Origin of the sequence: Bacteroides sp. AM16-13, assembly GCF_003602705.1 — a bacterium.
Lineage (GTDB): Bacteria > Bacteroidota > Bacteroidia > Bacteroidales > Bacteroidaceae > Bacteroides > Bacteroides xylanisolvens.
The window spans coordinates 37,494-61,741 of sequence record NZ_QTLK01000013.1 but is presented as its reverse complement, the minus strand read 5'-3'; the positions used below and the strand labels follow the sequence as shown (position 1 = coordinate 61,741).

Genomic DNA, 24,248 nt, shown 5'->3' with positions numbered 1-24,248 from the left:
CGTGTAATAAAACATTATTCACATGAAAAGATTCGCATGGATTATCGGTTTAATATTCTGCACAATCTGCACCATACAAGCCAAAGACAGAGTTATCGAGCGGCCTCCTTTTCTAGCATGGAGCTCCAATAGTATTGAGATTGATAAAATTGTCATGAGTGATACCGTGACAACAGTGTATATAAAGGCTTTTTATCGTCCGAAATACTGGATTAAAATAGCAACGGGCAGTTTTCTGAAAGATAATAATGGAATGCTTTATCCCATCCGAAAGGGAGTTGGAATCACATTGGATAAGGAATTCTGGATGCCGGAATCGGGAGAAGCGGAGTTTCAACTCTTATTTCCCCCAATACCTGAAAATGTAACCAGTCTGGATTTCTCGGAAGGAGACTTCGACGGGGCCTATAAGATATGGGGAATACAATTAGACAAAGATACATTCTATAAACAAAAACTTCCCAAAGAAGCAGTCGTACACAAAATAAATAAGAAAGCGATATTGCCTACTCCAAAGTTGGTTTATGGGACTGCTACACTTAAAGGAAAAATACTGGACTATCAAAAAGAGATGATGCAACAAATGAAGATGCATATAGAAAGTCCTGCATTGAATGTCCACAACGAACAGAATATCATAAAGATCAAAGAAGACGGCACTTTTCAGGCGGAGGTCAAAGTAGCGTCCGTTACAAGTGTAGCATTAGAACTTCCTTTTGGCTGGATCGAGTGTCTGATAGCTCCCAACGAAGAGACATCGCTCATCATCAATACAAAGGAACTATGCCGTAGACAGGCGCATCTGCAAAAAAAGGATAAAACGTATGGAGAACCTGTATACTTTAATGGTTATCTGGCTAGTCTGCAACAAGAATTAGCTTCCGTAGATATAGATATTGTATTGAAAAGCGTTTATTACATGGATATGTACAACGACATTGCCGGGAAAAGCGCAGATGAATACAAGGCTTATGTATTGGAGCGTCTTCCATCCATTCGAAAAGAAATTGCACAATCCCCATACAGCAATGCGTGTAAAGAGCTATTAAATATTCAGGTAGATCTGGCAGCGACTGGTAAAATCGCCATGACGGAGAGAGAACTAAAATCAGCATATATCACTGTTAATAAACTGAATAAAGAACAGACCGACGACTATTTCTACAATACCCGCATTGATATTCCTACAGGATACTATGACATATTGAAAGAGTTCACTTCTATCAACACTCTGAAAGCGCTATACGGTAAATATTACGCATCAACAATATACTTGATAAGTTTTCTGCCAAATTCTTTAGATGTACTTAAAGAGACACTGGGAACGGGACAGGGACCCTTATTCGATAACATTAAATTTAATAAGCTGTATCAATCCATAAAGGATTTTACCCCGTTAACAACAGAGCAGAATGCCGAACTAAAAACTTTTTCTTCCCCGGCATACGCAGAGATGCTTACCCAAACGAACAAAGAAATAATAAAGAAAATAGAATTAAACAAAAGAAAGACAGGCTTCACTGTAAACGAGACGGGACAAGTCTCCAATGAGGACTTATTCCCATCCATTATCTCTAAATTCCGTGGACACACGTTGTTAGTCGATTTTTGGGCAACTTGGTGTGGCCCTTGTCGCACAGCCAATAAAGCCATTACTCCAATGAAAGAGGAATTAAAAGACAAGGATATTATCTACCTCTACATCACAGGCGAAACTTCACCCAAAGGCACTTGGGAAAATATGATTACCGACATTCATGGTGAGCATTTCCGTGTGACAAATGAACAATGGAGTTTTCTGATGTCCAGCTTCAATATCCGGGGAGTTCCCACTTATTTTGTTGTTGATCCGGAGGGTAATATTACTTTCAAGCAAACTGGATTTCCCGGAGTAGACACCATGAAAAAAGAGCTTATGAAAGCTTTGAATAAGTAACTCGAACGTTAAAAAGATAGTGACGGTATATGCTTAGGATAGTGACGGTATATGATAATGATACCGTCACTATTTCTATCGGATAGCGTCACTATCTTGTAGAGGAAAATCCGCCAACAACAATTGCTACATAAGTATGTCATCATAATTAGTTTATATAATATATTTAGGCACGGATTACGCGGATTATAATATAAGATTATTTTGCAAGAATACGTAATCCTAAAAATCAATAAATAAACGAGCCTCCATAGTCTTTGAAAAGACTACAGAGGCTCGTTTTATATCCTATGGATAACTTACTGCAAAGCTATCCAACTCCAGATTCCACTTATTTATGCATTTCCACGATTTGAGTCGGCGCCATCTCTACATTCCGTCGATCTACTTGGCGAACGACACTGGCAGCCAGGGATAAGAAAGCACGTCCGGTTACGGAATCTTCATCCAACGCAACAGGTGTACCATTATCTCCCCCTTCGCAAATGCTTTGTACGATAGGTATCTGTCCCAACAAAGGAACATTCATCTCTTCAGCCAATTTCTTTGCGCCTTCTTTTCCGAAGATATAGTATTTATTTTCGGGAAGTTCGGCAGGAGTAAACCAAGCCATATTTTCAACCAAACCAAGGATAGGTACATTTACCTTATCATTGGTAAACATATTGATTCCCTTACGGGCATCTGCCAAAGCCACTGCCTGCGGAGTGCTGACAACAATCGCCCCTGTCATGGCCAGCGTTTGAACAACTGTCAAATGAATATCACTGGTTCCGGGAGGAAGGTCTATCAGAAAATAATCCAACTCTCCCCAAGCTGCATCAGCAATCAACTGTTTCAACGCATTACTAGCCATTCCACCACGCCACAAAGTTGCCTGATCCGGATCGACAAAGAAACCGATAGATAATAATTTCACTCCATATTTTTCTACCGGAATAATCATGTCACGACCGTCGATACGTTCAGCATAAGGGCGTGCATCTTCCACCTGAAACATCTTCGGCATAGAAGGACCAAAAATATCAGCATCAAGCAAACCTACTTTATAACCTAATTTAGCCAAAGCAACAGCCAGATTCGCAGACACCGTAGACTTGCCTACTCCACCTTTACCGGAAGATATGCCGACTATATTCTTCACTTGCGGAAGGAGCTTGCCAACTTCCGGACGGGCAGCTTGTTTACTTTCCGCTGTGATCGTTACCTGCACATCAGGAGAAACATACGTGTGAATAGCTGTTTCCGCAGCCTTCAACATTGATTTCATAAACGGATCAGTCGGTTTCTCAAAGATCAATGAGAAGCTGACAGTCATGCCATCAATACGGAGATTATCGGCAACCATCTCCGCTTCCACCAGATTCTTTCCCGTACCGGGATAACGCACCGTTGCCAATGCATCTAATATCAATTTAGGATAGAGAGTCATTTTATTTACTATTTGACGATTTACTATTTACAATTTAAAATCACCATTCGATTAAGTGTCAGTTCACTTTAAGGGCGATTGTTACTGCACAAAACTATTTACTTGTACTTAATCCGCTACGTTTGCTACGATTGTAACTACGATAAGGATCAAGTTCTATTTCTACATCCGGTTCTTGCAATTGACCTTCCTGCGGAAGCCGGAATTTGATATACTTAATAGCTAAACCACGATCGAGCCATTGTTGTTCATAATAAGTCTTGATACCGAGAATATCATCTACCAAATCGGAATGATATAAATCTTCGGTCATAAACTCAACGGGAAGACGATTTGCTTCAATCATGTATTTTGTATAGGTAAACATGAAGTTGCTGTCCGTTTTCAGGTGGATAATACCATTCGGCTGTAAGAATTTACGGTACCGTTCCATAAAATAGGTAGAAGTCAATCGCTTGGTTGCTTTCTTCATTTGCGGGTCAGAGAAGGTAAGCCATATTTCACTTACTTCGCCTTCGGCAAAAAAACGTTCAATGATTTCAATATTGGTACGCAGAAAAGCGACATTCTTCATTCCGGCCTGTAATGATTCCGTTGCTCCCGTCCACATACGGGCACCTTTTATATCAACTGCTATAAAGTTCTTTTCGGGAAACATTTTACCCAAGCCGACGGTGTACTCACCACGTCCGCAGCCTAGTTCGAGCACAATCGGATGATCGTTTTTAAAAAACTCCTCATGCCATTTTCCCTTCATGTCAAAAGGCACGTTATCTACCGCCGAATAAGGATATTCGAACACGTGTGGATAACTCGCCATATCGGCAAACTTTTCTAATTTATTCTTTCCCATATCAATCCTGATTAGGCCGCAAAGGTACTGATTTTGACGCAACCGACAAAAAGAAATGGAGCACAGATTTCTCTATGCTCCATTCTTCTATAATATTGAATGATTCGTGTTATTAAATCTCAACATTCACCTCAACGTTTACTTCTACATTTCCACCTTGTTGTGCTTTCAAATCTTCATAGAAAGCTGCACGGGAAATAGCAACATACGGTTGCAGGAAAAGAAATCCGATACCAAAAGTAAAAATACAAAGGATAGCCCAACCAATGAAGCTTAAATCAAGCATGAACAACTTCATCTTGTTCCCTTCCATCATAGCCATACTTTTCTCAATAGCTGCATTGTTTTTCATTTCCGGTTCATCTTTCAAGATAAAAGATGTCATTGCATAAGAATAAGACTTAATGATACCCGGTATAACCAGCAATAATGACCACAAAACTGTATAGACAGTCTGAAGCAACATAGTTACAAAAATACGCCCATAATCCTGGAAACCTTCGAACAAAACACCAAAGTCAATGTCTTTGCCTCTACATACACCAAGCATTACAATAGTAAAACCGTATGCAACCGGTAGTCCGACAAACAATGAACATAATCCGCCAATCACAGGAATAGCAGATAATCCACCGGCAATAACTGAATAAATAAGTGCAGCAACGGCTGCCATAGGCCACTTTCCTCGAAGTGCCTCACGCGCCTGAGCACGCAGTTCTGAGTTTAGTTTTAACATAGTGAATAATATTAATTGATAAATGTGTTATTTCATAATATATCGTCATTCTACAATCGTCACCCAGCCATGTGTATCCGGCTCGTCGCCATACTGAATTCCACGCAGCTTATTGTACAATTTTGTACAGATAGGTCCCGGCTTACCATCTTTAGAGATAACGTATGATTTTCCGTTTTCCAAATCATCGATACGCTGAATCGGGCTGATTACTGCGGCAGTACCACAAGCACCTGCTTCTTCAAACGTTTCCAATTCTTCTTCCGGTATCGGACGGCGTTCCACTTTGATACCCATGTCTTCTGCCAACTGCATCAAACTCTTATTGGTAATAGAAGGCAGAATAGAAGTTGATTTCGGAGTGATATAAGTATTATCTTTAATACCGAAGAAGTTGGCAGCACCACATTCATCAATATATTTCTTTTCTTTCGCATCGAGATAGAACTCGCAGGAATACCCCAGATCGTGTGCTTTCTTATTAGCACGAAGACTGGCTGCATAGTTGCCACCTACTTTATAAATACCTGTTCCATGAGGAGCGGCACGATCGAACTCACGAATGATAACGTACGGATTGGTAGAAAAACCACCCTTGAAATACGGACCTACCGGAGTTACGAACACTACAAACATATACTCTTCAGCAGGATGTACGCCTACTTGGGCACTTGTTCCGATCAATAGCGGACGAATGTAAAGAGAAGCACCGGTTTCATAAGGAGGGATAAAACGTTCATTCAGTTTTACGACTTTCAAAATTGCTTCTTTAAACCGTTCTGTCGGAAGTTCTGCCATCAGAATTCCCTGGCAAGTAGATTGCAGACGGGCTGCGTTTTCTTCCAAACGGAAAATACGTACTTTACCATCCTTTCCACGGAATGCTTTCAACCCTTCAAAGGCTTCCTGACCATAGTGTAAACAGGTTGCCGCCATGTGCAAATTAAGGTGTTCATCACTACTAACCTCTAATTCCCCCCATGCACCATTACGGAAGTTAATTCTCACATTGTAATCTGTCTTCATGTATCCGAATGACAGATTCGCCCAGTCTATTTCTTTCATATTGTTATGTATTAGTTTATTTTCTATTGCATTGAAACGCAAAAATAACTTTTATTCTTCAGATAGCCTCTTTTCTTGCAATAATTTTTCGACTTCCCGGTCGGCTTTTGTCAGTTTATCCTTGCAAAAGGCAATAATCTCATTGGCTTCTTTTATTTTCTCACTCAAAATGTCGATATCCAGTTCGTTATTATCTATCTGGCGAACGATCTTTTCGAGACGTTCCATTGCTTGGGAATATGTTTCTTTTTTTGCTGCCACGATGATTGATATTTAATGGTTAATGATGAATGTTCTTACAAATAAACAGTCGACGGATAGTTACTTTTCCACCACAGATTGCACTTCTCCTTTCAGCAACCGGGTTGTCAAGCGATCTCCCGGTTTCAGCGAAGATGCATCCGTCACCGCTTTCCCGTCTTTGATTGTAATACTGTATCCCCGGCTCAAGAGTTTATCCGGAGAGGCGTCTGCTATTCGCTGTTGTAAAAGTTCCAACCGGTGAGACTGACGGGCCAACAATGCTTTCGCCACTTGTGACAAATCCTTCTTTGCTGCCAGCAAAGAAAAACGAGCATCCGCAAGTTTGCGGTGAACAAGATTGGGAATACGGATTTGGAGCGCCTCCAACCTTCGTTGTTCCTGCTCAAGAAGCATATAAGCTCCCTGTTGAAGACGTACAGATAATTCTTCCAGATGCTCTGCTACTTCCGTTACCTGATGAATCAGAAGCTCGGCAGCAGCCGTAGGAGTCTTTACCCGGGTATGAGCTACAGAGTCAAGGACTGTATCATCGCGTTCATGACCAATACCGGTAATGATAGGTAATGGAAATTGCGCACATGCAGCTGCTAGTAGATAAGTATCAAAACCGGATAAATCGGAAGTAGCCCCACCGCCACGAATAATGACCACTACGTCAAATTCATTGATGCGGGCATTGATACGGTCTAAAGCCGCCAATACAGACTCTTCAACTTGATTGCCTTGCATTAAAGCCGGAAAAAGTTCTGTATAAAAATAGAATCCGCCCGGATTGTGCTGTAACTGATGGCAGAAATCTCCATATCCGGCTGCGGTAGCCGAAGAAATGACGGCAACACGTTGGGGAAGAACCGGCATTTCAAGTTCTTTATTCAACGTCAAGACTCCCTCCTCTTCCAACTGCAATAATATTTCCCGACGACGGCGAGCCATATCTCCCAACGTGTAAGCAGGATCAATATCAAGCACCGTCAAACTGTAACCGTATAACTCATGAAACTGAACAGTTACTTTCACCAGCACTTTAATACCGGAGGTAAATAGTTGTCCGGTGCTTTCCTCAAAATAGGGTTTCAGCAAGCGGTAGATATTATTCCAAATCATCCCCCGTGCTTTGGCTACGAGATTATTACTACGAGGATCTTTCTGCACAAATTCCAGATAACAATGCCCCGTCGTATTGGAACGGACATCGCTCAACTCTGCCTGTATCCAATATTCATCGGGCAGGCATTGCTCCAGACTACGGCGGACAAGTGAATTCAGTTCTAAAAGGGAAAGAGAATCCATAAAAAAAGAACAGTTAACGTTGAGTTGATTGATATGCTTTCCACAAATCGGGAATACCATATCCATATATATTATCCGGGAAATCAGCTCTGTCACCTGACTGACGCACCAAATCAATAATCTGCTTTGCCGTCAGCTTCGGACAAGCCTGCCACAAACAAGCTACCATACCGCACATAATCGGAGAAGCAAAAGAGGTTCCATTGGCGCGACGAAGATTTCCATCCGTTCCCATCACATCCGAATTTAAACCGACAGCCACTACGTCCGGCTTCACACGCCCGTCAGCCGTATTTCCTACAGAAGAAAACGGCGCCAGTTCTCCTCTTTTTGTTACAGCTCCTACAGTTATGATATTCTCCGCATCTCCCGGAGGAGTAATCTTCTTCCACGAACCCGCGCCCGAATTTCCGGCACTGCACACAACGACCATTCCTTTATCGGCAGCCTTCGCAGCTTCACGGGACATCAATGCATAATGCCCATTCAAGTCACGGTATCTATAATTCTTCGTAGGATCATCAAATGAGTAGTAACCAAGCGATGTATTCACTAAATCCACTCCTACACTATCGGCAAACTCGATGGCTGCCGCCCAATAATCCTGCTCTACCAAATTTTCCGAATATTCGTCTTCACTACGCAGCAACCAATAAGAAGCTTCAGGAGCAGTGCCAATCATCACATGCGGCTGGTTCATAGCCATACAGGACAATACAGACATTCCATGACTGCTTTCTGCATAAATATCTGCCTCCGGATTCACAAAGTCACGCACACCGAGAATACGGATATTTTTCATGGCATCAATCTTATCCACATTATGGAAGCCGGCATCAATCACGGCAATGGTCATTCCCTGTCCCTTAAAGCCTGCATCATGCAGGAGATCGACGCGGCTCATAGCCGCTTGCGTGATTGCAGGACCGTAAAGGCTATCGGTGCGCAACGGTTTATTTATCAGTGAGTCTCTTTGAAATGCTCTTTGCGTGATACCTTTCCACACTCTTTCTGTAGAACGTACAAAAGGCAGTTGAGCTATTTCGCTGATTAAGGTACTGTCATTACAAGAAACAGTAACGAAATTATCCCATTTCCCGGTCACAAGTACATGAACACCAGTCTTTCGTATGGCATCTACATACGTCCTGCAAACCGGTAAATCGGTAGAATCAATGGGCAATCCCTGTTTCTTTCTCCGTTCTATAGATTTCTTAGACAAATACTTTTCCGGTTTTTGCAAGGAATAGTCCGTAGCCGCTTTGTCTTTCAGACTAATCCGGTATTTTAAGGTATCTCCCGGAGTAAATTGGGCAGATACCCCCAGATACAGATTTAGAGCGAGAATCAATACTATAAACTTCTTCATAAGTTATCTTTCTATTTTAATCAATCATAATTCTTCATTTTCTATAATCACCAGCCCGATTCCTCTTTGGGAAGCGATGAAAGCTCCTCCCAGCACCCGTCTTCCATCATAAAACACAGCAGATTGTCCGGGAGCAATGGCTGAAGCCGTTTCGAGGAAACGGACCAACAAACGTCCGTCTTCCAGTCTTTTCACCCGACAGGGAATCGGACGACTGCGATAACGAATCCGCACTGTCAGATTCTCACACCCGAACAGTTCCCGTTCATCCACAATCTTATCCTGCTCCGCCAACATGTATTCAGTTTCCAATTGGTCGGCATCTCCAAGCATCACCGTATTTTTCTGCGGATTGATTTTCAACACATAAGCAGGCTTTCCTAAAGCGATCTCCAGTCCTTTTCGTTGGCCAATCGTATAATAAGGTGCTCCTTTATGTTTCCCCAGTTTTACTCCTTCAGAGTTAACAAACCATCCCGGTCCGATTTCACTATCCAGTTCGGGGCACTGTTCACGAAGAAAATCACGGTAATCTCCCTTAATAAAGCAGACTTCCATACTTTCTCCTTCTTTCGACTTTGCTTCATATCCTTTCTCCGCAAGATACTCACGGACCTTTACTTTCGTATAATCTCCCAACGGGAAAATGCAACGTTTCAGCACATCCTGCCCCAATCTCCAGAGAAAATACGACTGATCTTTCTTATCATCGTCTCCGGCTACTATATAAATGTTTCCGTTTTTCTCTTCCAATCGCGAATAATGTCCGGTAGCTACCCATGCACAATTCAACTTATCCGCCCACTCCGTCAAAACACGAAACTTAAACAACGGATTGCACATCACACACGGATTCGGTGTACGCCCCTGCTTATATTCGTCTATGAAGTTTTTTACGATGGTCTCTTTAAAAGGAATACGCTCATCTGCCACATAATATTCAATCCCCATCCGTTCTGCTAACTCCCTGGCGTCCTGCGGTTCATCTCCCCACACACGCATGGTAACTCCTACAATCTCATATCCTTGTTCTTGCAGCATCAAGCAGGTAGCGGTGCTGTCTATGCCACCACTCATACCTACCAATACTCTCTTGTTTCGTTCTTCCATTCGAATTTTGAAAATTTACATGGTTACAAATGTACGAGATTTCAAAGAGAAAAGTTGCTTTTCTGAAAGAAAATCCTTATATTTGAAATATACCAAAAGCGAGAACAATTATGGCTAACCCTAGATTACCGGGCATTTCCGAAAACGAAGAAGCCTTATTGTATGCCAAATTGAATGAGTACAACCGAGGCAGAGCCTCTTTTAAAGAGGCAGGAGTCTACTTGGTGGTGTTGCCCCGACCGGGGAAACCAAACTATTCCCTTTGGCTGTACTCTCCCCTGCCCGAAAAGCAATCCATTCTTTATATACATGACCTGTCACCGGACATTAACGAATCCCTCCGGATGGCCAGTACGATGCTTTACTATTCAAGGCGTTGCCTTATTCTCATGGATTACAATGAGAAAAGAATGCAAAGTAACGGTGACGACCTTATCTTTTTCGGAAAATACCGGGGACATTTTCTTCATGAAATTTTGAAGATAGATCCTGCCTATTTAAGTTGGGTAGCTTACAAGTTCACCCCCAAAATACCTAAACAGGAACGTTTCGTTAAGATAGCACAGGCTTATCATTCCATACATTTGGATATCATGATCAGAAAGTCGAGAGAGAAACGTTCATCAAGCCGCTATTTGGGAGAATTAGGGGAAAAACTGACTGACTTAAAATTAAAAGTCACACGCGTACGACTGGAAGACGATCCATACAAAACAAGAGTGAACGGCACTACCCCACAGTTTTTTGTCAAGCAGATACTAACTTTAACCGATGCCAGTGGAAACCTGGTTATTATAAGTATTCCATCAAAAAATCCCAGTGCGGTTTCATGCACTCTATCAGGGATAGAACATGAATACCGACTGGGAGATATTATCTACATTGCATCGGCGAAAGTATCACGCCAATACGAAAGCTATGGTTCAAAGTACACGCGCCTTAGCCATGTGAAGTTCGCAAGCCTCAACGTTTAGTCCAATCGTCCTTGACAAAACTTGCCGGATAAGAAATTTTATCCACCACTCCGTCTTTCTGACGAATCCAGGACGTAAATGTACGAGCACCCTCATCTAATACAATAATACGGGCCCCGTTAGGCAAATGATTATATTCCGTATTTCCACCGGTGAAGCGTCCATAAGCCAGAAGAATACCTTTCCACATCACTGCATAATCATTATCATGATCGTGTCCTACAAACATACCCATCACATCACCCGCTTCTTTCATTGCCGCAAACATTCCCGTATTCAATTTAGGTGCACAAGCTTCCTCCATACGAGTTCCGCGAAGAATCGCGTTTTCGGTACGGGCAGCTTCATTGTATTCAGGAAGAGGAATATGGAAAAAGGCAAGAGCCGGCAAAGGCTGTCCACCATTTTGCGCTTTATAAGCTGCACTCTGCTGGCGATACCAATTTATCTGATCGAATGTAAGCCATGCATATCCCTTCACATCTTTCAAAGGAGAATAGGAATGAGAATCCATGCAATAAAGCAAAGCTGCATCCTTCTTTACATTAGAAGACGATTTCACGGTTAATACATAGTCCGGCGATAAGACTGTTCCCCGGTCAGGCAATAAATTTCCGGGAACTTTACGGATAATATCATATAACTGTTCCCGTGTCATTCCCTGTTCATTGTCATGATTACCAAAAGTGACCACGAAAGGCAGTTTGCGTTTAACTACCGGTTCCAATACCTGCAACATTCCGGAATCTGCCGGAGCAGAATAAACAACATCGCCGGTAAAAATCACCAAATCCGGGCGTTCATCATCAAGCACCTGATTTATGCGTTCCAAAGCGATATCAGAAGCCCGGTTGCCGTATTTAAAATGCACATCGGTAAATTGCACAATTTTGAATTTACCATCTTTACTAAATTTCAGTTCACTCTTTTGAGCCATACAAAAAGTCGTTACCAACAAAAAGGTAAGTGTTAAGTAAATTTTTAAGAGCCGAATCATATTTATTTGTTTTAGGGGTTAAGAAATCTTCTCTATCAGCACGGTAGCATAGGCTGATATACCTTCTTCACGACCCGTAAAACCGAGTTTCTCGGTAGTAGTCGCCTTAATGGAAATATCATCCGCATCAATTCCCATGACAGTTGCCATCGTCTCTTGCATCAAAGGAATGTGTGCCTTTAACTTCGGGCGTTCGGCACAAATGGTTGCATCGATATTACCCACTTTATATCCTTTGGTAGCAATCAATTCCACTGTTTTCTTCAGCAGAATTTTGCTATCTATGTTTTTAAATTCTCCAGCCGTATCGGGAAAGTGATAACCGATATCACGCATATTCGCTGCCCCTAACAAAGCATCGCAAACCGCATGCAACAATACATCAGCATCCGAATGTCCCAACAATCCTTTGGTATGTTCCAAAAGAATACCGCCCAGCCACAATTCACGCCCTTCGACCAACTGATGTACGTCGAAGCCAAAGCCTACTCTTATCTTCATATTTTGTATAACAAATGAGTACTAATGAATAAAAAAGATCAACGGATATAGAAATCCAGCAGTTTTTCCTCTTCCAGATAACCTTGCAAACGCTGTCCGATACTAACAGGACCTACACCGACAGGAGTCCCCGTAAAGAGTAGATCACCGATTTTCAACGTTACAAACTGACTGACATAAGCGATAATATCATCTATCTTGAAAAGCATATCTGCTGTACAGCCACGCTGTACTTCTTTACCGTCGATCAACAGATTGAAGTTCAGATTTTGAATATCTTTATAATGCTCTACCGGAACAAAAGTCCCAATAGCAGCCGATGAATCAAAACCTTTACAAAGCTCCCAGGGGTTCCCCTGCTCACGGAACTTTCGTTGAAGGTCACGGGCTGTAAAGTCGATACCGACTGTCACAGCATCATAATAGCGGTTAGCGAAACGGGAAGCGATATTTTTCCCCAATCGGTTGATACGGACTACCAATTCCGTTTCATAATGTATCTCGTTGGAAAAGTCGGGGATGAAAAACGGTTTGCCATCTTTCAGAATAGCAGAATCAGGCTTCATAAAAATCACCGGCTCCGTATTTACTTGTGTATGTCCCAGTTCTTTGTTATGCTGGGCGTAGTTCATGCCTACTGCAATAATCTTCATTATTTCTCGTTAAAATTCAATCGGTTAAACATAACAGCCAAATGAGCATATAAAGACGTATTCTGCACCACAATATTCTCGGGTACACGGATTCGGAAAGGAGTAAAGTTCCATACGGCTTTTATACCTCCGTCTACCATCTTATCTGTAATTTCCTGAGCAATATTAATAGGCACGGTCAACACACCGATATTTACATCGTATTCTTTCATCTTTGCCTCAAAATCATCAGAGTGAAAAATAGGAATACCATTCAGGTCTTTTCCCACCAATTCCGGATTCACATCAAAAGCTGCCACAATCTCCAGCCCGAAATGATGCAAACCTGAATCCCGAAGCAAAGCAGCCCCCAGGCTACCTACACCAAACAAGAAGGCTTTGTGCATATTGGTAAATCCAAGAAAACTCTCCAACACTTCAATCAGCGCATCAATGTTATACCCTACTCTCGTGCGCCCGGAGATATTGACGTAGGATAAATCCTTGGCGATTTGAGAAGCATCAATATTTATTTCCTTAGAGATTTGTGTAGAAGAGACGTACTGTTCTCCTTTTTCTTTCATTAGTTTTATGTTGGACAGATACCAGGGAAGTCTGCGCAAGGTAGGCTCCGGCACTTTATCCGCCTCTTTTCGTATAGATGTGCTCATACTTCTTACTAAATTTGGTATTTTGCAAAAGTACAATCTTTTTTGAGACTGACAACCCTATAACAGAAAACCTTAATAGAGATTAAACAAAACAATGAAAAGAGGTTCAAATTTTGCTCTTTTCCATAAGTTTAATACTTTTGAAAAGGATTAAAAATGACGAGTATGAAAAATAATGATTGGAAAGATAGATTAAACGTAGTGTATTCCACGAATCCGGACTTCGGCTATGAAATGGATAACGATGAAGAGCAAGTTACTCTCGACAAAAACAAACAAAGCCTGCGAGTTTCCATTGACAAAAAGAACCGGGGCGGTAAAGTGGTCACATTAATTACCGGATTTATAGGTACAGAAAACGACTTGAAAGAGCTGGGTAAGCTACTGAAAAGCAAATGCGGAGTAGGCGGATCGGCTAAAGACGGAGAGATTATGGTACAAGGAGATTTCAAAACCAAAATCATAGAGCTGCTCATTAAAGAAGGATACTCTAAAACAAAAGGTATAGGAGGTTAAACTAAATAGCATTTTGTAACTAGAAATTTTAAAGATATGAGAAAAGTAACATTATTCTGTGCAGCAGCGTTATTCTCACTGTTGTCATTTGCACAAGACAACAATGCTGATATCGTCAAGGTAGGCGATAGTATGCCTGCTTTCACCCTTCATTCAACAGTGAACGGTACTGTAAACTCCGAGGACTTGAAAGGGAAAGTTGTATTAATCAATATTTTCGCTACTTGGTGTGGTCCTTGCCAAAGCGAACTGGCTGAAGTTCAAAAAACACTCTGGCCTAAATATAAGGACAACAAAGATTTCTGCATGTTAGTAATCGGGCGCGAACATACCGACGATCAATTAACGGAATACAACAAGCGTAAAGGGTTTACATTTCCTCTCTACCCGGACCCGAAACGGGAAGTCACAGGTAAGTTTGCCAGTCAATACATTCCCAGAAGTTACTTAATCAACAAAGACGGGAAAGTGATATCCGCCACTGTCGGTTATAAAAAAGAGGAAATGGACAAGCTGATGAAGGAAATAGACAAAGCATTGAAATAATCCTCCCCAAGAATGTGCCTCATGTTATACATGGCAGTTTCTTGAGGAAAGGAATGATAAGATCAAATCAAAAGAAAAGGCAACTAACTCGTTATGAATTAGTTGCCTTTCTTGTATCTTCAAATAGAGAGTCTTAATGAATACCTCTATTAAGTTAACGTGTTCCGTTTTTAAGGACACATCATAGAATTTGAATCTGATTGATTATTCAGCTTTCAAAGTGAAACGCTTGAAATCAACAATCTTCAGTTCAGGGTCAGCAGCAGCCAACACTTCTCTTACAGTTTTCTTACCGTCCATGATATCTTCCTGGTTCAATAAGCAAACTTCTTTCAAGAACTTGCCCAGACGACCTTTCGCGATGTTCTGAATCATTTGTTCAGGCAGGTGTGCAGCCTTCTCTGCAGAAACAGTAGCAATGATTTCTTTTGCTTTAGCTACATCTTCAGCTGTAATCCATCCTTTAGCCATGTTGCTATCCATGTGTTCTTCGCTGTCCACATGAGCCGGGTTGATGTTAGCTTTCTTCAGAGCAGCCTCTACAGCTTTCTGTACCTGTTCTGCTTTTGTCTTCTCAATAGCAACTTCAATTTCTTTCTGTTTTACTTCTTCAGAAACGCCATCTTCATCAATAGCAATCGGGTTCATGGCAGCAATCTGCATAGCTATTTGCTTAGCCAACTGCTCGTTCACTTCCTTGTTGAAAGCAACAATCGTGCAAAGACCATTTCTGTTCATGTGATTGTAAACAGCAGTGCATACACCTTCTACAGTCATGTAACCATCCAGTTCCATTTTCTCACCTGTGATACCGCTACGGTCAGTCACTGCATCCTGTACAGTACCGTTACCCATCGGCAATGCTTTTACTTCGTCCAAAGTAGCGCATTTATTAGCCACAGCAAGATCAAGAATATCCTGAGTCAGTTTCACGAAATCAGCATTCTGAGCCACAAAGTCAGTTTCACACTTCAAAGCAACGATAACAGCACGGTCACCGGTAGTTTTAGCCAAAACGCAACCTTCAGAAGCTTCACGTTCTGAACGCTTAGCAGCAACAGCTTGTCCTTTCTTACGGATAATTTCCATTGCCTTGTCGAAATCGCCTTCAGCTTCAGTCAACGCGTTTTTGCAATCCATCATACCAGCTCCGGTCATTTTGCGCAGCTTGGTAATATCAGCCATACTTACAGCCATAATAATTTCCTTTATTTAAATGAATAATAATTTTCGAAACAAAAAAATGTGCCAATCTGCCAATCAAGATACAAGCGTATAAATATACTCTTGCACATTAGCAAATTGGCACATTTTATATATTAAGCCTCTTCGTCTTCCTTGATGAAAGCAGCAGCTTTAGCTGCGTTGATAGCTTCTTCGTCAGACTTGTCGAGTCTAGCTTTCACTGATTTCTTCTTGCCTTTGTTAGCAGGAGCTTCACCAGCAGCTTCCATATCGATCTTTTCAGCTTTTCTTTCTTCCAAACCTTCGATCATTGCAGCGCAGCAAGCATCCAAGATAACTTCTACTGATTTAGTAGCGTCATCATTAGCAGGAATTACGAAATCTACGTTTGAAGGATCAGAGTTAGTATCAACGATACCAAATACAGGGATACCCAGACGGTTAGCTTCGCGAACTGCGATGTTTTCTTTCATTACGTCGATAACGAACAATGCAGACGGCAGACGAGTCAGGTCAGCGATAGATCCCAAAGTCTTGTCCAATTTTGCACGTTGACGAGAAATCTGAAGAACTTCTCTCTTAGAAAGGTTAGAGTAAGTACCATCGTTAGTCAATTTATCGATAGTAGCCATTTTCTTCACAGCCTTACGGATAGTCGGGAAATTAGTCAACATACCACCCGGCCAGCGTTCGATTACATAAGGCATATTAACAGATTGAGCTTTCTCAGCTACAACTTGTTTAGCTTGTTTTTTAGTAGCAACAAAAAGAACTTTCTTGCCAGATTTGGCAATCTGTTTCAAAGCTTCAGCAGCTTCGTCTACTTTTGCAACTGTTTTGTGGAGGTCAATGATATGAATACCATTGCGTTCCATGAAAATATAAGGAGCCATTGCAGGGTTCCACTTTCTCTTAAGGTGTCCGAAGTGGCAACCAGCCTCCAATAATGTATCAAAATTTGTTCTTGACATCTTGTTTTTTCTTTAAATCGTTTACTTTCTTTTTTGTTTTTTCTAAACCAACCGCTGGGTAGTCTATGAGCAGAGTCCCAGTAGTTTAGATACTAAACATATTCCTCTATCAGGCAGCACATTAACGCTTGCTGAACTGGAATCTTCTACGAGCTTTCGGCTGTCCCGGTTTCTTACGTTCAACAGAACGAGGGTCACGAGTCATGAAGCCTTCTGCACGAAGAGCAGCTTTATCTTCAGCGTTCATCTTAACCAGTGCACGAGCGATTGCCAAACGCAATGCCTGAGACTGACCAGTGAAACCACCACCACACAAGTTCACCTTGATGTCATACTTCTCAGCAGCACCCAGCTTGTTCAATGGTTGTTTTACAACATACTGAAGAATAGTTGATGGAAAGTACTCTGCAAGGTCTCTCTTGTTAATAGTAATCTTTCCTGTACCTTCGCTTACGAATATGCGTGCAATAGCACGTTTACGTCTGCCTAATGCATTTACTACTTCCATTATATCTTATTTATATGAATTAATATCAATCTTTTTCGGGTTCTGAGCAGCCTGTTTGTGTTCGCTACCAGCGTAAACATACAAGTTATTCAGCAATTTAGCTCCCAGGATATTCTTAGGAAGCATGCCCTTCACTACTTTTTTCAGTAATCTCTCTTCACCGTTCGGTTTTGTGATCAAACGGGCAGGAGTCATTTCTCTCTGACCACCAGGATAACCTGTATATGACAAATAAACTCTGTCATTCCATTTGTTACCAGTCAGTTTTACTTTGTCTGCATTGATGATGATAACGTTATCACCGCAGTCTACGTGAGGAGTAAAGTTTGGTTTGTACTTTCCTCTCAGCAATTTTGCAACTTTTGCTCCCAGACGGCCTAATGTTTGGTCTGTAGCGTCAACGATAACCCATTCTTTGGTTACAGTCGCTTTGTTTGCAGAAATGGTCTTGTAACTTAAAGTATCCACTCTAATTTTGTTTTTTAAATGTTACTACTAAAAATTTCTTCACCACTCATTAGTCTTCCCCGGACAAAGGAATACTAACTTGCTATGAATTAATCTCTTATCATTTTGTGATAATAATCGGCTTGCAAAAGTACGGCTTTTCTTTGAATTGGCAAACTATTTTTGTATATTTTTCCAGTCGCCTATTCTATTGAGGGACTTACTAATACCCGTCATTATATCATTCCATTGAGTTTCGGATTACTTTGTATCTCTTTCAGAGGGAAAATCGCGGAGACGCTTATGTTGCAGATGGCAAATGTTTTTATATTTTTCAGGTTTATGGAAGATAAAAAAACTCTCATTCATTTCTGTACCCGCATGAGCAAAATTCACCTCTGTGTCCTCCGCGTCCTCTGTGGTGAACTATTGTCATCTACCCAAAGACAGCCTCTCCCTAGAGGCAAGTGTAAAGATAGAATTAATACCTTTTGCACGAATAAACGCCCTTTTATATCATGCTGTTCAGTTTTCTTTTATATATTTGCAGAGTCTGAACGGAAAAGCGACAAACTTCCCGGACAGGCATACATTATTATAAATAAGAAAAGAAAGCCTTATCAGCTTCATCCTAAAAAACGAAAATCGCCAAAATTTCGACTGATAAAGGATGGAACAGTATGATGCTTCTGTTGTTGTATGTGTGTGCACCCTTGCAAAAGGGTGCACACACATATACTATCAGCGTGGGGTGTTTATTCAGTTCATTTATCAGTCTGGTGTTTGGCGATACCACGTATTCTATGTTTCTATCCAAGTCATTTTATGAGTTTAACATTTGCTTAACATCGGTAAATTTAGCATTGTAAAACATGTATGTTTTTGGGTCGTAATAGACCTTCTTTCGCACAAGAGCCACAATAATCCTGATGAGTTTGTTCTTGACATTGTTTAAAGCCACTTGTGGCTTTTTACCACGCCCAATTAGTCGGTTATAATACTCTCTTATCTCTGGATTGAATTTTTTTGCACAATGAGCAGCCTGTCCCAGCAAGGATTTTATGAGCTTGTTGGCGAAATGGCTTGTTTTAGCCGGAGAGTGGATACTTGTGCCTGAATCTTTTCCAAACGGGGCAACACCATAATAACAGACTATTTTGCGTGCGTCCAGGTCAAAACGTCTGAAGTTGTTGGTGAAGATAAGCAAACAGGCTCCGTTTTGACGTGCAACGCCTTTTATCGAAGTGATGATAGCATAGTTCTCCTTAAGTTCGGCATCACTTTCTATGATGCGGTCTATCATCAGGTCGCATTCCTTGATGGCATTATCAATCTCAGACATTAAATGCTTGCTTTTTTAACAATGGAAAGCCCGCTGCCACAGGGGAACAGGTGCAGGCACATTACAAGCACACAAACTGTGGAATCTAAATTTAAAGACATCTATATTGAAAAACTCATACAGCAGAAAGTAGATGAACGCGGTATCAGTTATGCAGAGTTCGCCCGGCAAATTCATTGCGCACGGACTTCTCTCTACCATATTTTCAACAGTAAAAACATAGATATGGAACGTCTTCTACTCATCTCTGAAGTTCTTCAATACAACTTCATTGAAGAAGTCTATCTGCAGAAACTGAAATCCACGGACGAGAATATACCTTGCATTGTAATCCCTGTCAAAGAGAAAGGCATCGACACCTCACAGCTTCCGAACGAACTGCTGGAGTGGTTGAAGCAACAATTGTTGGATCAGTCTAAAAAATCGGGGGAGACAGTTTGGAAGTCTGGATAATGTGCTTCAGGGCATCCTATATCACAATAATTTATTCATGTCTGCACGGTAATGAATATCTTTTATTCATTACCAATATTAAGAATCAGCCTTCTTATTACTGATAAACTACCGCCTTCTCGTATACTTTATTTCTATTTATTAATCGCCGACTATAGTTGTCTGCCTGGCTGACTATAGTCGGCTGATTAGACAACAATAGTCGACTAGATGGACAACTCTAGTCGGCTTCTTAGATGCAAGCTGTTCAATTTGCTAAGATTGACAATGTCGATGCGAAGGTTGCGGACTGTGAAAGTGTAAACTGTGGGGATTGTGAAGGCGTGAAGAGCGTGAAAATAAGACTTTTCTTTATTTGTTCACAGAAAACACCTATCAAACAGATGGTTACCATCCGTGAAGGATGTGAATGAGAAAAACTAAACTTAATTGGGGCTTTGGTAATTTTCGGCACAATTAGTTCAAAACCACACCGCTTTTTAGTTAAATGAGAATTTAATACAGACAGAAGAGCATAAGAACAAAAAATAAAATAACCGTTCAATAAGCAACAGAAATTTAATATACCCACAGGGTTTTAGGACTGCCTCCCTTTTTCCCGATAGCTCATACCTCACATACTAAAAGAATAAGTGGCAGGTGGATATTTACATAGTAATATCTATCTGCCACCCCTCTATATATCGGTTTTATCCCCTTCCTGCACATGTGCGTTGGAAATTATCTCACAATATCTTCCGGGAATTTAGCCGGCATCCCCACCCTCTTCCAGGTTTCATAATACCAGGTGTTCAACTCATTTCCATTCAAATCATTCTTGATAAAATATTTCAGATGGAGATAATCATTGTCCTTAATCTCAAATTCCAAAATATTGTCCTGATTGTCCAGCATCGGGAGATGAATGTTCTTCTCGATACTTTCCTTATAAGAATCGTCCGTGAGTTGTTTATAAGTACCGTATCCAGTAATAATCGCATCCGCACCGGGAATAATGGTAAAGTTAACGATTTGTCCGTCATCACCCAATACTTTAAATGTATTACTGGGTTTCAACGCTCCCGGAACATCGGGAGACTCGGATACATAATGGCAGAGCTGCCAAATACCTTTCAAATCGGCCGCTTTGAATTTGGTTTTCTTCTGGGCCGTCGCACCTGTTACCGCTAACAACATTATTGAAAGCATGGTAAAGAAATAGAGCTTTTTCATTGTTGTATTATTTTAGTTAACACTCTCGAATGCGTATTTCCAAATATAAAGATTTATTTTGAGAATACAGCAATTCAGAGCATAAAAAAACTCGCATAACCTAAAGATTATGCGAGTTTTACATAAATATACCGAAATATTAGAAATCAGCATTTCTTGGTGTACGCGGGAACGGTATCACGTCACGGATATTCGCCATACCTGTTACAAACAATAACAGACGTTCGAATCCTAATCCGAAACCGGAGTGAGGACAAGTACCGAACTTACGGGTATCCAGATACCACCACATATCCTTCATCGGGATATGCATTTCTTCAATACGGGTCATCAGCTTGTTATAGTCGGCTTCACGTTCGGAACCACCGATAATTTCACCAATTTTCGGGAAAAGAACGTCCATGGCACGTACAGTCTTACCATCTTCGTTCTGCTTCATATAGAAGGCCTTGATTTCCTTCGGATAATCAATCAGAATCACCGGACGTTTGAAGTGTTCTTCCACTAAGAAACGTTCGTGTTCGGAAGCCAAGTCCACGCCCCAGTAAACCGGGAATTCAAACTTATGTCCTTTTGCAACAGCTTCTTCAAGAATCTTGATACCGTCTGTATAAGGCAAACGTACGAAATCATCTTTCAATACACCTTGCAGACGTTCAATCAAGCCTTTATCGAACATATCGTTCAGGAACTTCACATCATCCGCACAGTTATCCAACGCCCATTTCACACAATATTTGATGAACTCTTCTGCCAAGTCCATGTTGTCTGTAATGTCGTTGAAAGCCACTTCCGGCTCAATCATCCAGAACTCTGCCAAGTGGCGGGGAGTGTTGGAGTTTTCGGCACGGAACGTAGGACCGAATGTGTAGATAGATCCCAAAGCAGTAGCTGCCAACTCACCTTCCAGCTGACCGGAAACAGTCAGACTTGCCTGCTTACCGAAGAAATCATCTTCGTATGAGATAGAACCTCTCTCATCTTTCTTCAAGTCATACAGGTTCATGGTAGTCACCTGGAACATCTGTCCGGCACCTTCACAATCGGAAGCCGTAATGATCGGCGTATGGAAATAGAAGAAGCCCTTTTCATGGAAGAACTTGTGAATAGCAATCGCCATGTTGTGACGGATGCGGAACACTGCACCGAATGTATTGGTACGCGGACGCAAGTGAGCAATCTCGCGCAAGAATTCCATAGAGTGGCCTTTCTTCTGTAATGGATATGTATTATCGCAAGTACCCAGCACTTCGATTTCACGAGCCTGTACTTCCACTTTCTGTCCGGAACCCACTGATTCTACCATTTCTCCGTTCACGCTGATACAAGCGCCGGTAGTAATCAGTTTCAGCATCTCTTCATCGAAACCAGCCAAATCTACTACGATCTGCAAATTATTTATTGTAGAACCGTCATTCAGTGCGATAAAGTTTACTTGTTTGCTACCTCTACGGGTGCGAACCCATCCTTTCACATTGACCATAGCGCCAATATCTGTGCGCTTCAACAGGTCAACAATTTTTGTTCTACCAATCTTTTCCATTTAACTTACTTTGATTAATGAAGAATGAAGAATGAAAAATGAAGAATTTGGCTGTGCTATGCAAACACGCCCTGATAATTCTTCATGTTCCATTCCTCATTTTCAATTCTTAATTCTTCGTTCTTAATTCTTAATTCTTCATTCAAAAGATCCCATGCGGAGGTAGTTTACTTCTGCTTCCGACAGGTAACGCCAGTCTCCGCGACGCAGACCTTTTTTGGTCAGTCCGGCGAAGAACACACGGTCGAGTTTTACTACTTTATAACCCAGTGATTCGAAAATACGGCGAACGATACGGTTCTTACCGGAGTGAATTTCGATACCGACCTGGTCTTTCTTGAAATCATCTGTATAGCTGATCGCATCTGCATGGATTTCGCCATCTTCCAACTGGATACCAGCTGCAATCTGTTCCATATCTGCTTTAGTCAGGTTCTTGTCCAGATGAACATGATAAATTTTCTTCTTCAGGAATTTCGGGTGTGTCAGCTTGGAAGCCAGATCACCGTCATTCGTCAGTAACAGTACACCAGTCGTGTTACGGTCCAGACGTCCTACCGGATAAATACGTTCGTTGCAAGCGCCTTTCACCAAATCCATTACTGTACGGCGTTCCTGCGGATCATCCGATGTAGTAACGGTATCTTTCGGTTTATTCAGCAATACGTATACCTTGCGTTCGATGCTTACCGGTTCGTCGTGGAACTTAACCACATCCGAACGTTTGATCTTCGTACCCAATTCCGTTACCACTTCACCGTTTACAGAAACCACACCTGCTGTGATAAATTCATCAGCCTCACGACGGGAGCAAACACCTGCGTTAGCCAAGAACTTATTCAGACGGATCGGTTCATTCGGATCAACGAACTGTTCCTTGTACTCGATCTGTTTCTTTACGCTATACTTAGCGTTCGGATCATAATCGCCGGTACGCGGACGAGGACGATATCCTCCTTGACGGTCGTTATTATATCTCGGACGATAACCTCCACCGCCGTTGTTGCTGCGATAGCCGCCACCTTCGCCGTTATTGAAACGAGGACGATACGGACGGTCACCACCTTCACGGTTGTAAGAAGGACGTTGAGGACGGTCGCCACCTTCGCCGTTATTAAAGCGGGGACGGTAAGGACGGTCGCCACCTTCACGGTTGTAAGAAGGACGTTGAGGACGATCGCCATAAGACGGACGCTCACCACCTTCGCCGCTATTGAAGCGGGGACGATAAGGACGGTCACCACCTTCACGGTTGTAAGAAGGACGTTGAGGACGGTCATAAGAACCACCTTCGCGGTTGTAAGTACGTTGCGGGCGTTCACCTCCTTCATTATTGTTATTGAAGCGAGGACGATACGGACGATCTCCACCTTCACGATTGTAAGAAGGACGTTGGGGACGGTCGCCATAAGAGCGGTCACCGTACGAACGCTGCGGGCGTTCGCCTCCTTCATTGTTGGCATTAAATCGCGGGCGATACGGACGATCCCCGCCTTCACGGTTGTAAGAAGGGCGATACGGACGTTCTCCACCTTCTCTGTTGTAAGACCTGTTACCATCACGGCCGGCACCTGTATTCTCTTCATTGAAAGAATTTTCGCGCCATTCTTCGTTTTCTGTGCTCATTTTTTTATTCGAATAAAATTAGACTTTGGCCTCACGGCCTATTTAAAAAACACGTTTATTATATAAGTA

General features: G+C 41.8%; 25 protein-coding genes. 5 read left to right on the top strand and 20 right to left on the bottom strand.

Translation table 11 applies throughout. The features are described 5' to 3' along the window. Positions 1-22: 22 nt before the first annotated feature. The gene (locus DW173_RS12195) at positions 23-1,936 is read left to right on the top strand and encodes a TlpA family protein disulfide reductase (RefSeq protein WP_004307827.1); all 1,914 of its coding nucleotides are present in this window, start codon (positions 23-25) and stop codon (positions 1,934-1,936) included. 331 nt (positions 1,937-2,267) lie between these two features. Here DW173_RS12195 and DW173_RS12190 read toward each other — a convergent pair whose 3' ends face one another. The 8 genes from DW173_RS12190 to mnmA all read right to left on the bottom strand — a co-directional run bounded on the left by DW173_RS12190 (position 2,268) and on the right by mnmA (position 10,055). Next, on the bottom strand, positions 2,268-3,368 hold the full coding sequence (locus tag DW173_RS12190; protein WP_004309381.1) for an Mrp/NBP35 family ATP-binding protein: 1,101 nt from the start codon (positions 3,366-3,368) through the stop codon (positions 2,268-2,270). A 94-nt stretch (positions 3,369-3,462) separates the two neighbouring features. Then, positions 3,463-4,221, bottom strand: a complete 759-nt coding sequence (gene trmB / locus DW173_RS12185) for a tRNA (guanosine(46)-N7)-methyltransferase TrmB (RefSeq protein ID WP_004314730.1) — start codon at positions 4,219-4,221, stop codon at positions 3,463-3,465. 112 nt (positions 4,222-4,333) lie between these two features. Further along, positions 4,334-4,957 (bottom strand): DUF975 family protein, encoded by a 624-nt coding sequence (locus tag DW173_RS12180; RefSeq protein ID WP_004314729.1) that lies wholly within the window; start codon positions 4,955-4,957, stop codon positions 4,334-4,336. Positions 4,958-5,002: 45 nt separating this feature from the next. Further along, complete coding sequence (locus DW173_RS12175) at positions 5,003-6,034, bottom strand: branched-chain amino acid aminotransferase (protein ID WP_255344217.1); 1,032 nt, start codon at positions 6,032-6,034, stop codon at positions 5,003-5,005. Positions 6,035-6,073: 39 nt separating this feature from the next. Next, a complete protein-coding gene (xseB, locus tag DW173_RS12170; protein ID WP_004314727.1) occupies positions 6,074-6,283 on the bottom strand; it encodes an exodeoxyribonuclease VII small subunit in 210 nt (69 codons plus the stop codon). A gap of 60 nt (positions 6,284-6,343) precedes the next feature. Next, positions 6,344-7,576, bottom strand: coding sequence for an exodeoxyribonuclease VII large subunit (gene xseA / locus DW173_RS12165; protein WP_004309386.1), 1,233 nt, complete (start codon positions 7,574-7,576; stop codon positions 6,344-6,346). Positions 7,577-7,589: 13 nt separating this feature from the next. Then, positions 7,590-8,945, bottom strand: coding sequence for a S8 family peptidase (locus DW173_RS12160; RefSeq protein ID WP_008020460.1), 1,356 nt, complete (start codon positions 8,943-8,945; stop codon positions 7,590-7,592). A 24-nt stretch (positions 8,946-8,969) separates the two neighbouring features. Continuing rightward, a complete protein-coding gene (mnmA, locus tag DW173_RS12155) occupies positions 8,970-10,055 on the bottom strand; it encodes a tRNA 2-thiouridine(34) synthase MnmA (RefSeq protein ID WP_120144500.1) in 1,086 nt (361 codons plus the stop codon). A 110-nt stretch (positions 10,056-10,165) separates the two neighbouring features. Here mnmA and DW173_RS12150 point away from each other — a divergent pair, with 110 nt between their 5' ends. Further along, complete coding sequence (locus tag DW173_RS12150; RefSeq protein ID WP_120144499.1) at positions 10,166-11,029, top strand: hypothetical protein; 864 nt, start codon at positions 10,166-10,168, stop codon at positions 11,027-11,029. On the opposite strand, the gene DW173_RS12145 is transcribed toward DW173_RS12150, so the two are convergent. The 4 genes from DW173_RS12145 to DW173_RS12130 are packed head-to-tail and all read right to left on the bottom strand — an operon-like array spanning position 11,019 to position 13,830. Then, on the bottom strand, positions 11,019-12,026 hold the full coding sequence (locus DW173_RS12145; RefSeq protein ID WP_074706626.1) for a metallophosphoesterase family protein: 1,008 nt from the start codon (positions 12,024-12,026) through the stop codon (positions 11,019-11,021). The genes DW173_RS12150 and DW173_RS12145 overlap by 11 nt on opposite strands. Before the next feature lie 18 nt (positions 12,027-12,044). After that, positions 12,045-12,527 (bottom strand): 2-C-methyl-D-erythritol 2,4-cyclodiphosphate synthase, encoded by a 483-nt coding sequence (gene ispF, locus DW173_RS12140; RefSeq protein WP_004308656.1) that lies wholly within the window; start codon positions 12,525-12,527, stop codon positions 12,045-12,047. 38 nt (positions 12,528-12,565) lie between these two features. Beyond that, positions 12,566-13,180: a fumarylacetoacetate hydrolase family protein gene (locus DW173_RS12135; protein ID WP_008020452.1), complete on the bottom strand. Its 615-nt coding sequence runs from the start codon at positions 13,178-13,180 to the stop codon at positions 12,566-12,568. After that, positions 13,180-13,830 carry a redox-sensing transcriptional repressor Rex gene (locus DW173_RS12130; RefSeq protein WP_004297208.1) on the bottom strand — a complete coding sequence of 217 codons (651 nt, stop codon included), beginning with the start codon at positions 13,828-13,830 and terminating at the stop codon, positions 13,180-13,182. Before DW173_RS12130 ends, DW173_RS12135 begins: the two co-directional genes overlap by 1 nt. Positions 13,831-13,995: 165 nt before the next feature. Here DW173_RS12130 and DW173_RS12125 point away from each other — a divergent pair, with 165 nt between their 5' ends. Beyond that, positions 13,996-14,346, top strand: coding sequence for a translation initiation factor (locus tag DW173_RS12125; RefSeq protein ID WP_004314718.1), 351 nt, complete (start codon positions 13,996-13,998; stop codon positions 14,344-14,346). A 36-nt stretch (positions 14,347-14,382) separates the two neighbouring features. Then, the gene (locus tag DW173_RS12120) at positions 14,383-14,892 is read left to right on the top strand and encodes a TlpA family protein disulfide reductase (protein ID WP_009038982.1); all 510 of its coding nucleotides are present in this window, start codon (positions 14,383-14,385) and stop codon (positions 14,890-14,892) included. Positions 14,893-15,096: 204 nt separating this feature from the next. Here the strand turns inward: DW173_RS12120 and tsf are convergent, their stop codons facing one another. The 5 genes from tsf to DW173_RS12095 form a co-directional block, all read right to left on the bottom strand. Next, positions 15,097-16,089 carry a translation elongation factor Ts gene (gene tsf / locus DW173_RS12115; RefSeq protein WP_004297205.1) on the bottom strand — a complete coding sequence of 331 codons (993 nt, stop codon included), beginning with the start codon at positions 16,087-16,089 and terminating at the stop codon, positions 15,097-15,099. Positions 16,090-16,211: 122 nt separating this feature from the next. Beyond that, positions 16,212-17,048: a 30S ribosomal protein S2 gene (rpsB, locus tag DW173_RS12110; protein ID WP_004297204.1), complete on the bottom strand. Its 837-nt coding sequence runs from the start codon at positions 17,046-17,048 to the stop codon at positions 16,212-16,214. Between the two features lie 121 nt (positions 17,049-17,169). Further along, complete coding sequence (gene rpsI / locus DW173_RS12105) at positions 17,170-17,556, bottom strand: 30S ribosomal protein S9 (protein WP_004297203.1); 387 nt, start codon at positions 17,554-17,556, stop codon at positions 17,170-17,172. A 6-nt stretch (positions 17,557-17,562) separates the two neighbouring features. Continuing rightward, complete coding sequence (gene rplM, locus DW173_RS12100; protein ID WP_087322380.1) at positions 17,563-18,024, bottom strand: 50S ribosomal protein L13; 462 nt, start codon at positions 18,022-18,024, stop codon at positions 17,563-17,565. Positions 18,025-18,826: 802 nt separating this feature from the next. Beyond that, positions 18,827-19,345 (bottom strand): transposase, encoded by a 519-nt coding sequence (locus tag DW173_RS12095; protein WP_233562153.1) that lies wholly within the window; start codon positions 19,343-19,345, stop codon positions 18,827-18,829. A 78-nt stretch (positions 19,346-19,423) separates the two neighbouring features. On the opposite strand from DW173_RS12095, the gene DW173_RS12090 reads away from it, so the two are divergent. Continuing rightward, positions 19,424-19,798 (top strand): helix-turn-helix domain-containing protein, encoded by a 375-nt coding sequence (locus DW173_RS12090; RefSeq protein WP_049701812.1) that lies wholly within the window; start codon positions 19,424-19,426, stop codon positions 19,796-19,798. A gap of 720 nt (positions 19,799-20,518) precedes the next feature. On the opposite strand, the gene DW173_RS12085 is transcribed toward DW173_RS12090, so the two are convergent. The 3 genes from DW173_RS12085 to DW173_RS12075 all read right to left on the bottom strand — a co-directional run bounded on the left by DW173_RS12085 (position 20,519) and on the right by DW173_RS12075 (position 24,179). After that, the gene (locus DW173_RS12085; RefSeq protein WP_120144498.1) at positions 20,519-21,010 is read right to left on the bottom strand and encodes a DUF4488 domain-containing protein; all 492 of its coding nucleotides are present in this window, start codon (positions 21,008-21,010) and stop codon (positions 20,519-20,521) included. Between the two features lie 139 nt (positions 21,011-21,149). Then, entirely contained in the window at positions 21,150-22,553 is a 1,404-nt protein-coding gene (gene asnS, locus DW173_RS12080; protein WP_008020415.1) for an asparagine--tRNA ligase, read from the bottom strand. 138 nt (positions 22,554-22,691) lie between these two features. Further along, a complete protein-coding gene (locus tag DW173_RS12075) occupies positions 22,692-24,179 on the bottom strand; it encodes a pseudouridine synthase (protein WP_120144497.1) in 1,488 nt (495 codons plus the stop codon). Between the last annotated feature and the right edge of the window lie 69 nt (positions 24,180-24,248).

Excerpts from the sequence above, each read along its gene's own strand:
- ispF (WP_004308656.1), bottom strand. The coding sequence starts at position 12,527 with ATGAAGATAAGAGTAGGCTTTGGCTTCGACGTACATCAGTTGGTCGAA.
- DW173_RS12135 (WP_008020452.1), bottom strand. The coding sequence starts at position 13,180 with ATGAAGATTATTGCAGTAGGCATGAACTACGCCCAGCATAACAAAGAA.
- asnS (WP_008020415.1), bottom strand. The coding sequence starts at position 22,553 with ATGGAAAAGATTGGTAGAACAAAAATTGTTGACCTGTTGAAGCGCACA.
- rpsI (WP_004297203.1), bottom strand. The coding sequence starts at position 17,556 with ATGGAAGTAGTAAATGCATTAGGCAGACGTAAACGTGCTATTGCACGC.
- tsf (WP_004297205.1), bottom strand. The coding sequence starts at position 16,089 with ATGGCTGTAAGTATGGCTGATATTACCAAGCTGCGCAAAATGACCGGA.
- trmB (WP_004314730.1), bottom strand. The coding sequence starts at position 4,221 with ATGGGAAAGAATAAATTAGAAAAGTTTGCCGATATGGCGAGTTATCCA.
- DW173_RS12085 (WP_120144498.1), bottom strand. The coding sequence starts at position 21,010 with ATGAAAAAGCTCTATTTCTTTACCATGCTTTCAATAATGTTGTTAGCG.
- DW173_RS12120 (WP_009038982.1), top strand. The coding sequence starts at position 14,383 with ATGAGAAAAGTAACATTATTCTGTGCAGCAGCGTTATTCTCACTGTTG.
- xseA (WP_004309386.1), bottom strand. The coding sequence starts at position 7,576 with ATGGATTCTCTTTCCCTTTTAGAACTGAATTCACTTGTCCGCCGTAGT.
- DW173_RS12160 (WP_008020460.1), bottom strand. The coding sequence starts at position 8,945 with ATGAAGAAGTTTATAGTATTGATTCTCGCTCTAAATCTGTATCTGGGG.
- DW173_RS12095 (WP_233562153.1), bottom strand. The coding sequence starts at position 19,345 with ATGTCTGAGATTGATAATGCCATCAAGGAATGCGACCTGATGATAGAC.
- mnmA (WP_120144500.1), bottom strand. The coding sequence starts at position 10,055 with ATGGAAGAACGAAACAAGAGAGTATTGGTAGGTATGAGTGGTGGCATA.
- DW173_RS12130 (WP_004297208.1), bottom strand. The coding sequence starts at position 13,830 with ATGAGCACATCTATACGAAAAGAGGCGGATAAAGTGCCGGAGCCTACC.
- DW173_RS12075 (WP_120144497.1), bottom strand. The coding sequence starts at position 24,179 with ATGAGCACAGAAAACGAAGAATGGCGCGAAAATTCTTTCAATGAAGAG.
- DW173_RS12195 (WP_004307827.1), top strand. The coding sequence starts at position 23 with ATGAAAAGATTCGCATGGATTATCGGTTTAATATTCTGCACAATCTGC.
- DW173_RS12145 (WP_074706626.1), bottom strand. The coding sequence starts at position 12,026 with ATGATTCGGCTCTTAAAAATTTACTTAACACTTACCTTTTTGTTGGTA.
- DW173_RS12150 (WP_120144499.1), top strand. The coding sequence starts at position 10,166 with ATGGCTAACCCTAGATTACCGGGCATTTCCGAAAACGAAGAAGCCTTA.
- DW173_RS12190 (WP_004309381.1), bottom strand. The coding sequence starts at position 3,368 with ATGACTCTCTATCCTAAATTGATATTAGATGCATTGGCAACGGTGCGT.
- DW173_RS12180 (WP_004314729.1), bottom strand. The coding sequence starts at position 4,957 with ATGTTAAAACTAAACTCAGAACTGCGTGCTCAGGCGCGTGAGGCACTT.
- rpsB (WP_004297204.1), bottom strand. The coding sequence starts at position 17,048 with ATGTCAAGAACAAATTTTGATACATTATTGGAGGCTGGTTGCCACTTC.
- DW173_RS12125 (WP_004314718.1), top strand. The coding sequence starts at position 13,996 with ATGAAAAATAATGATTGGAAAGATAGATTAAACGTAGTGTATTCCACG.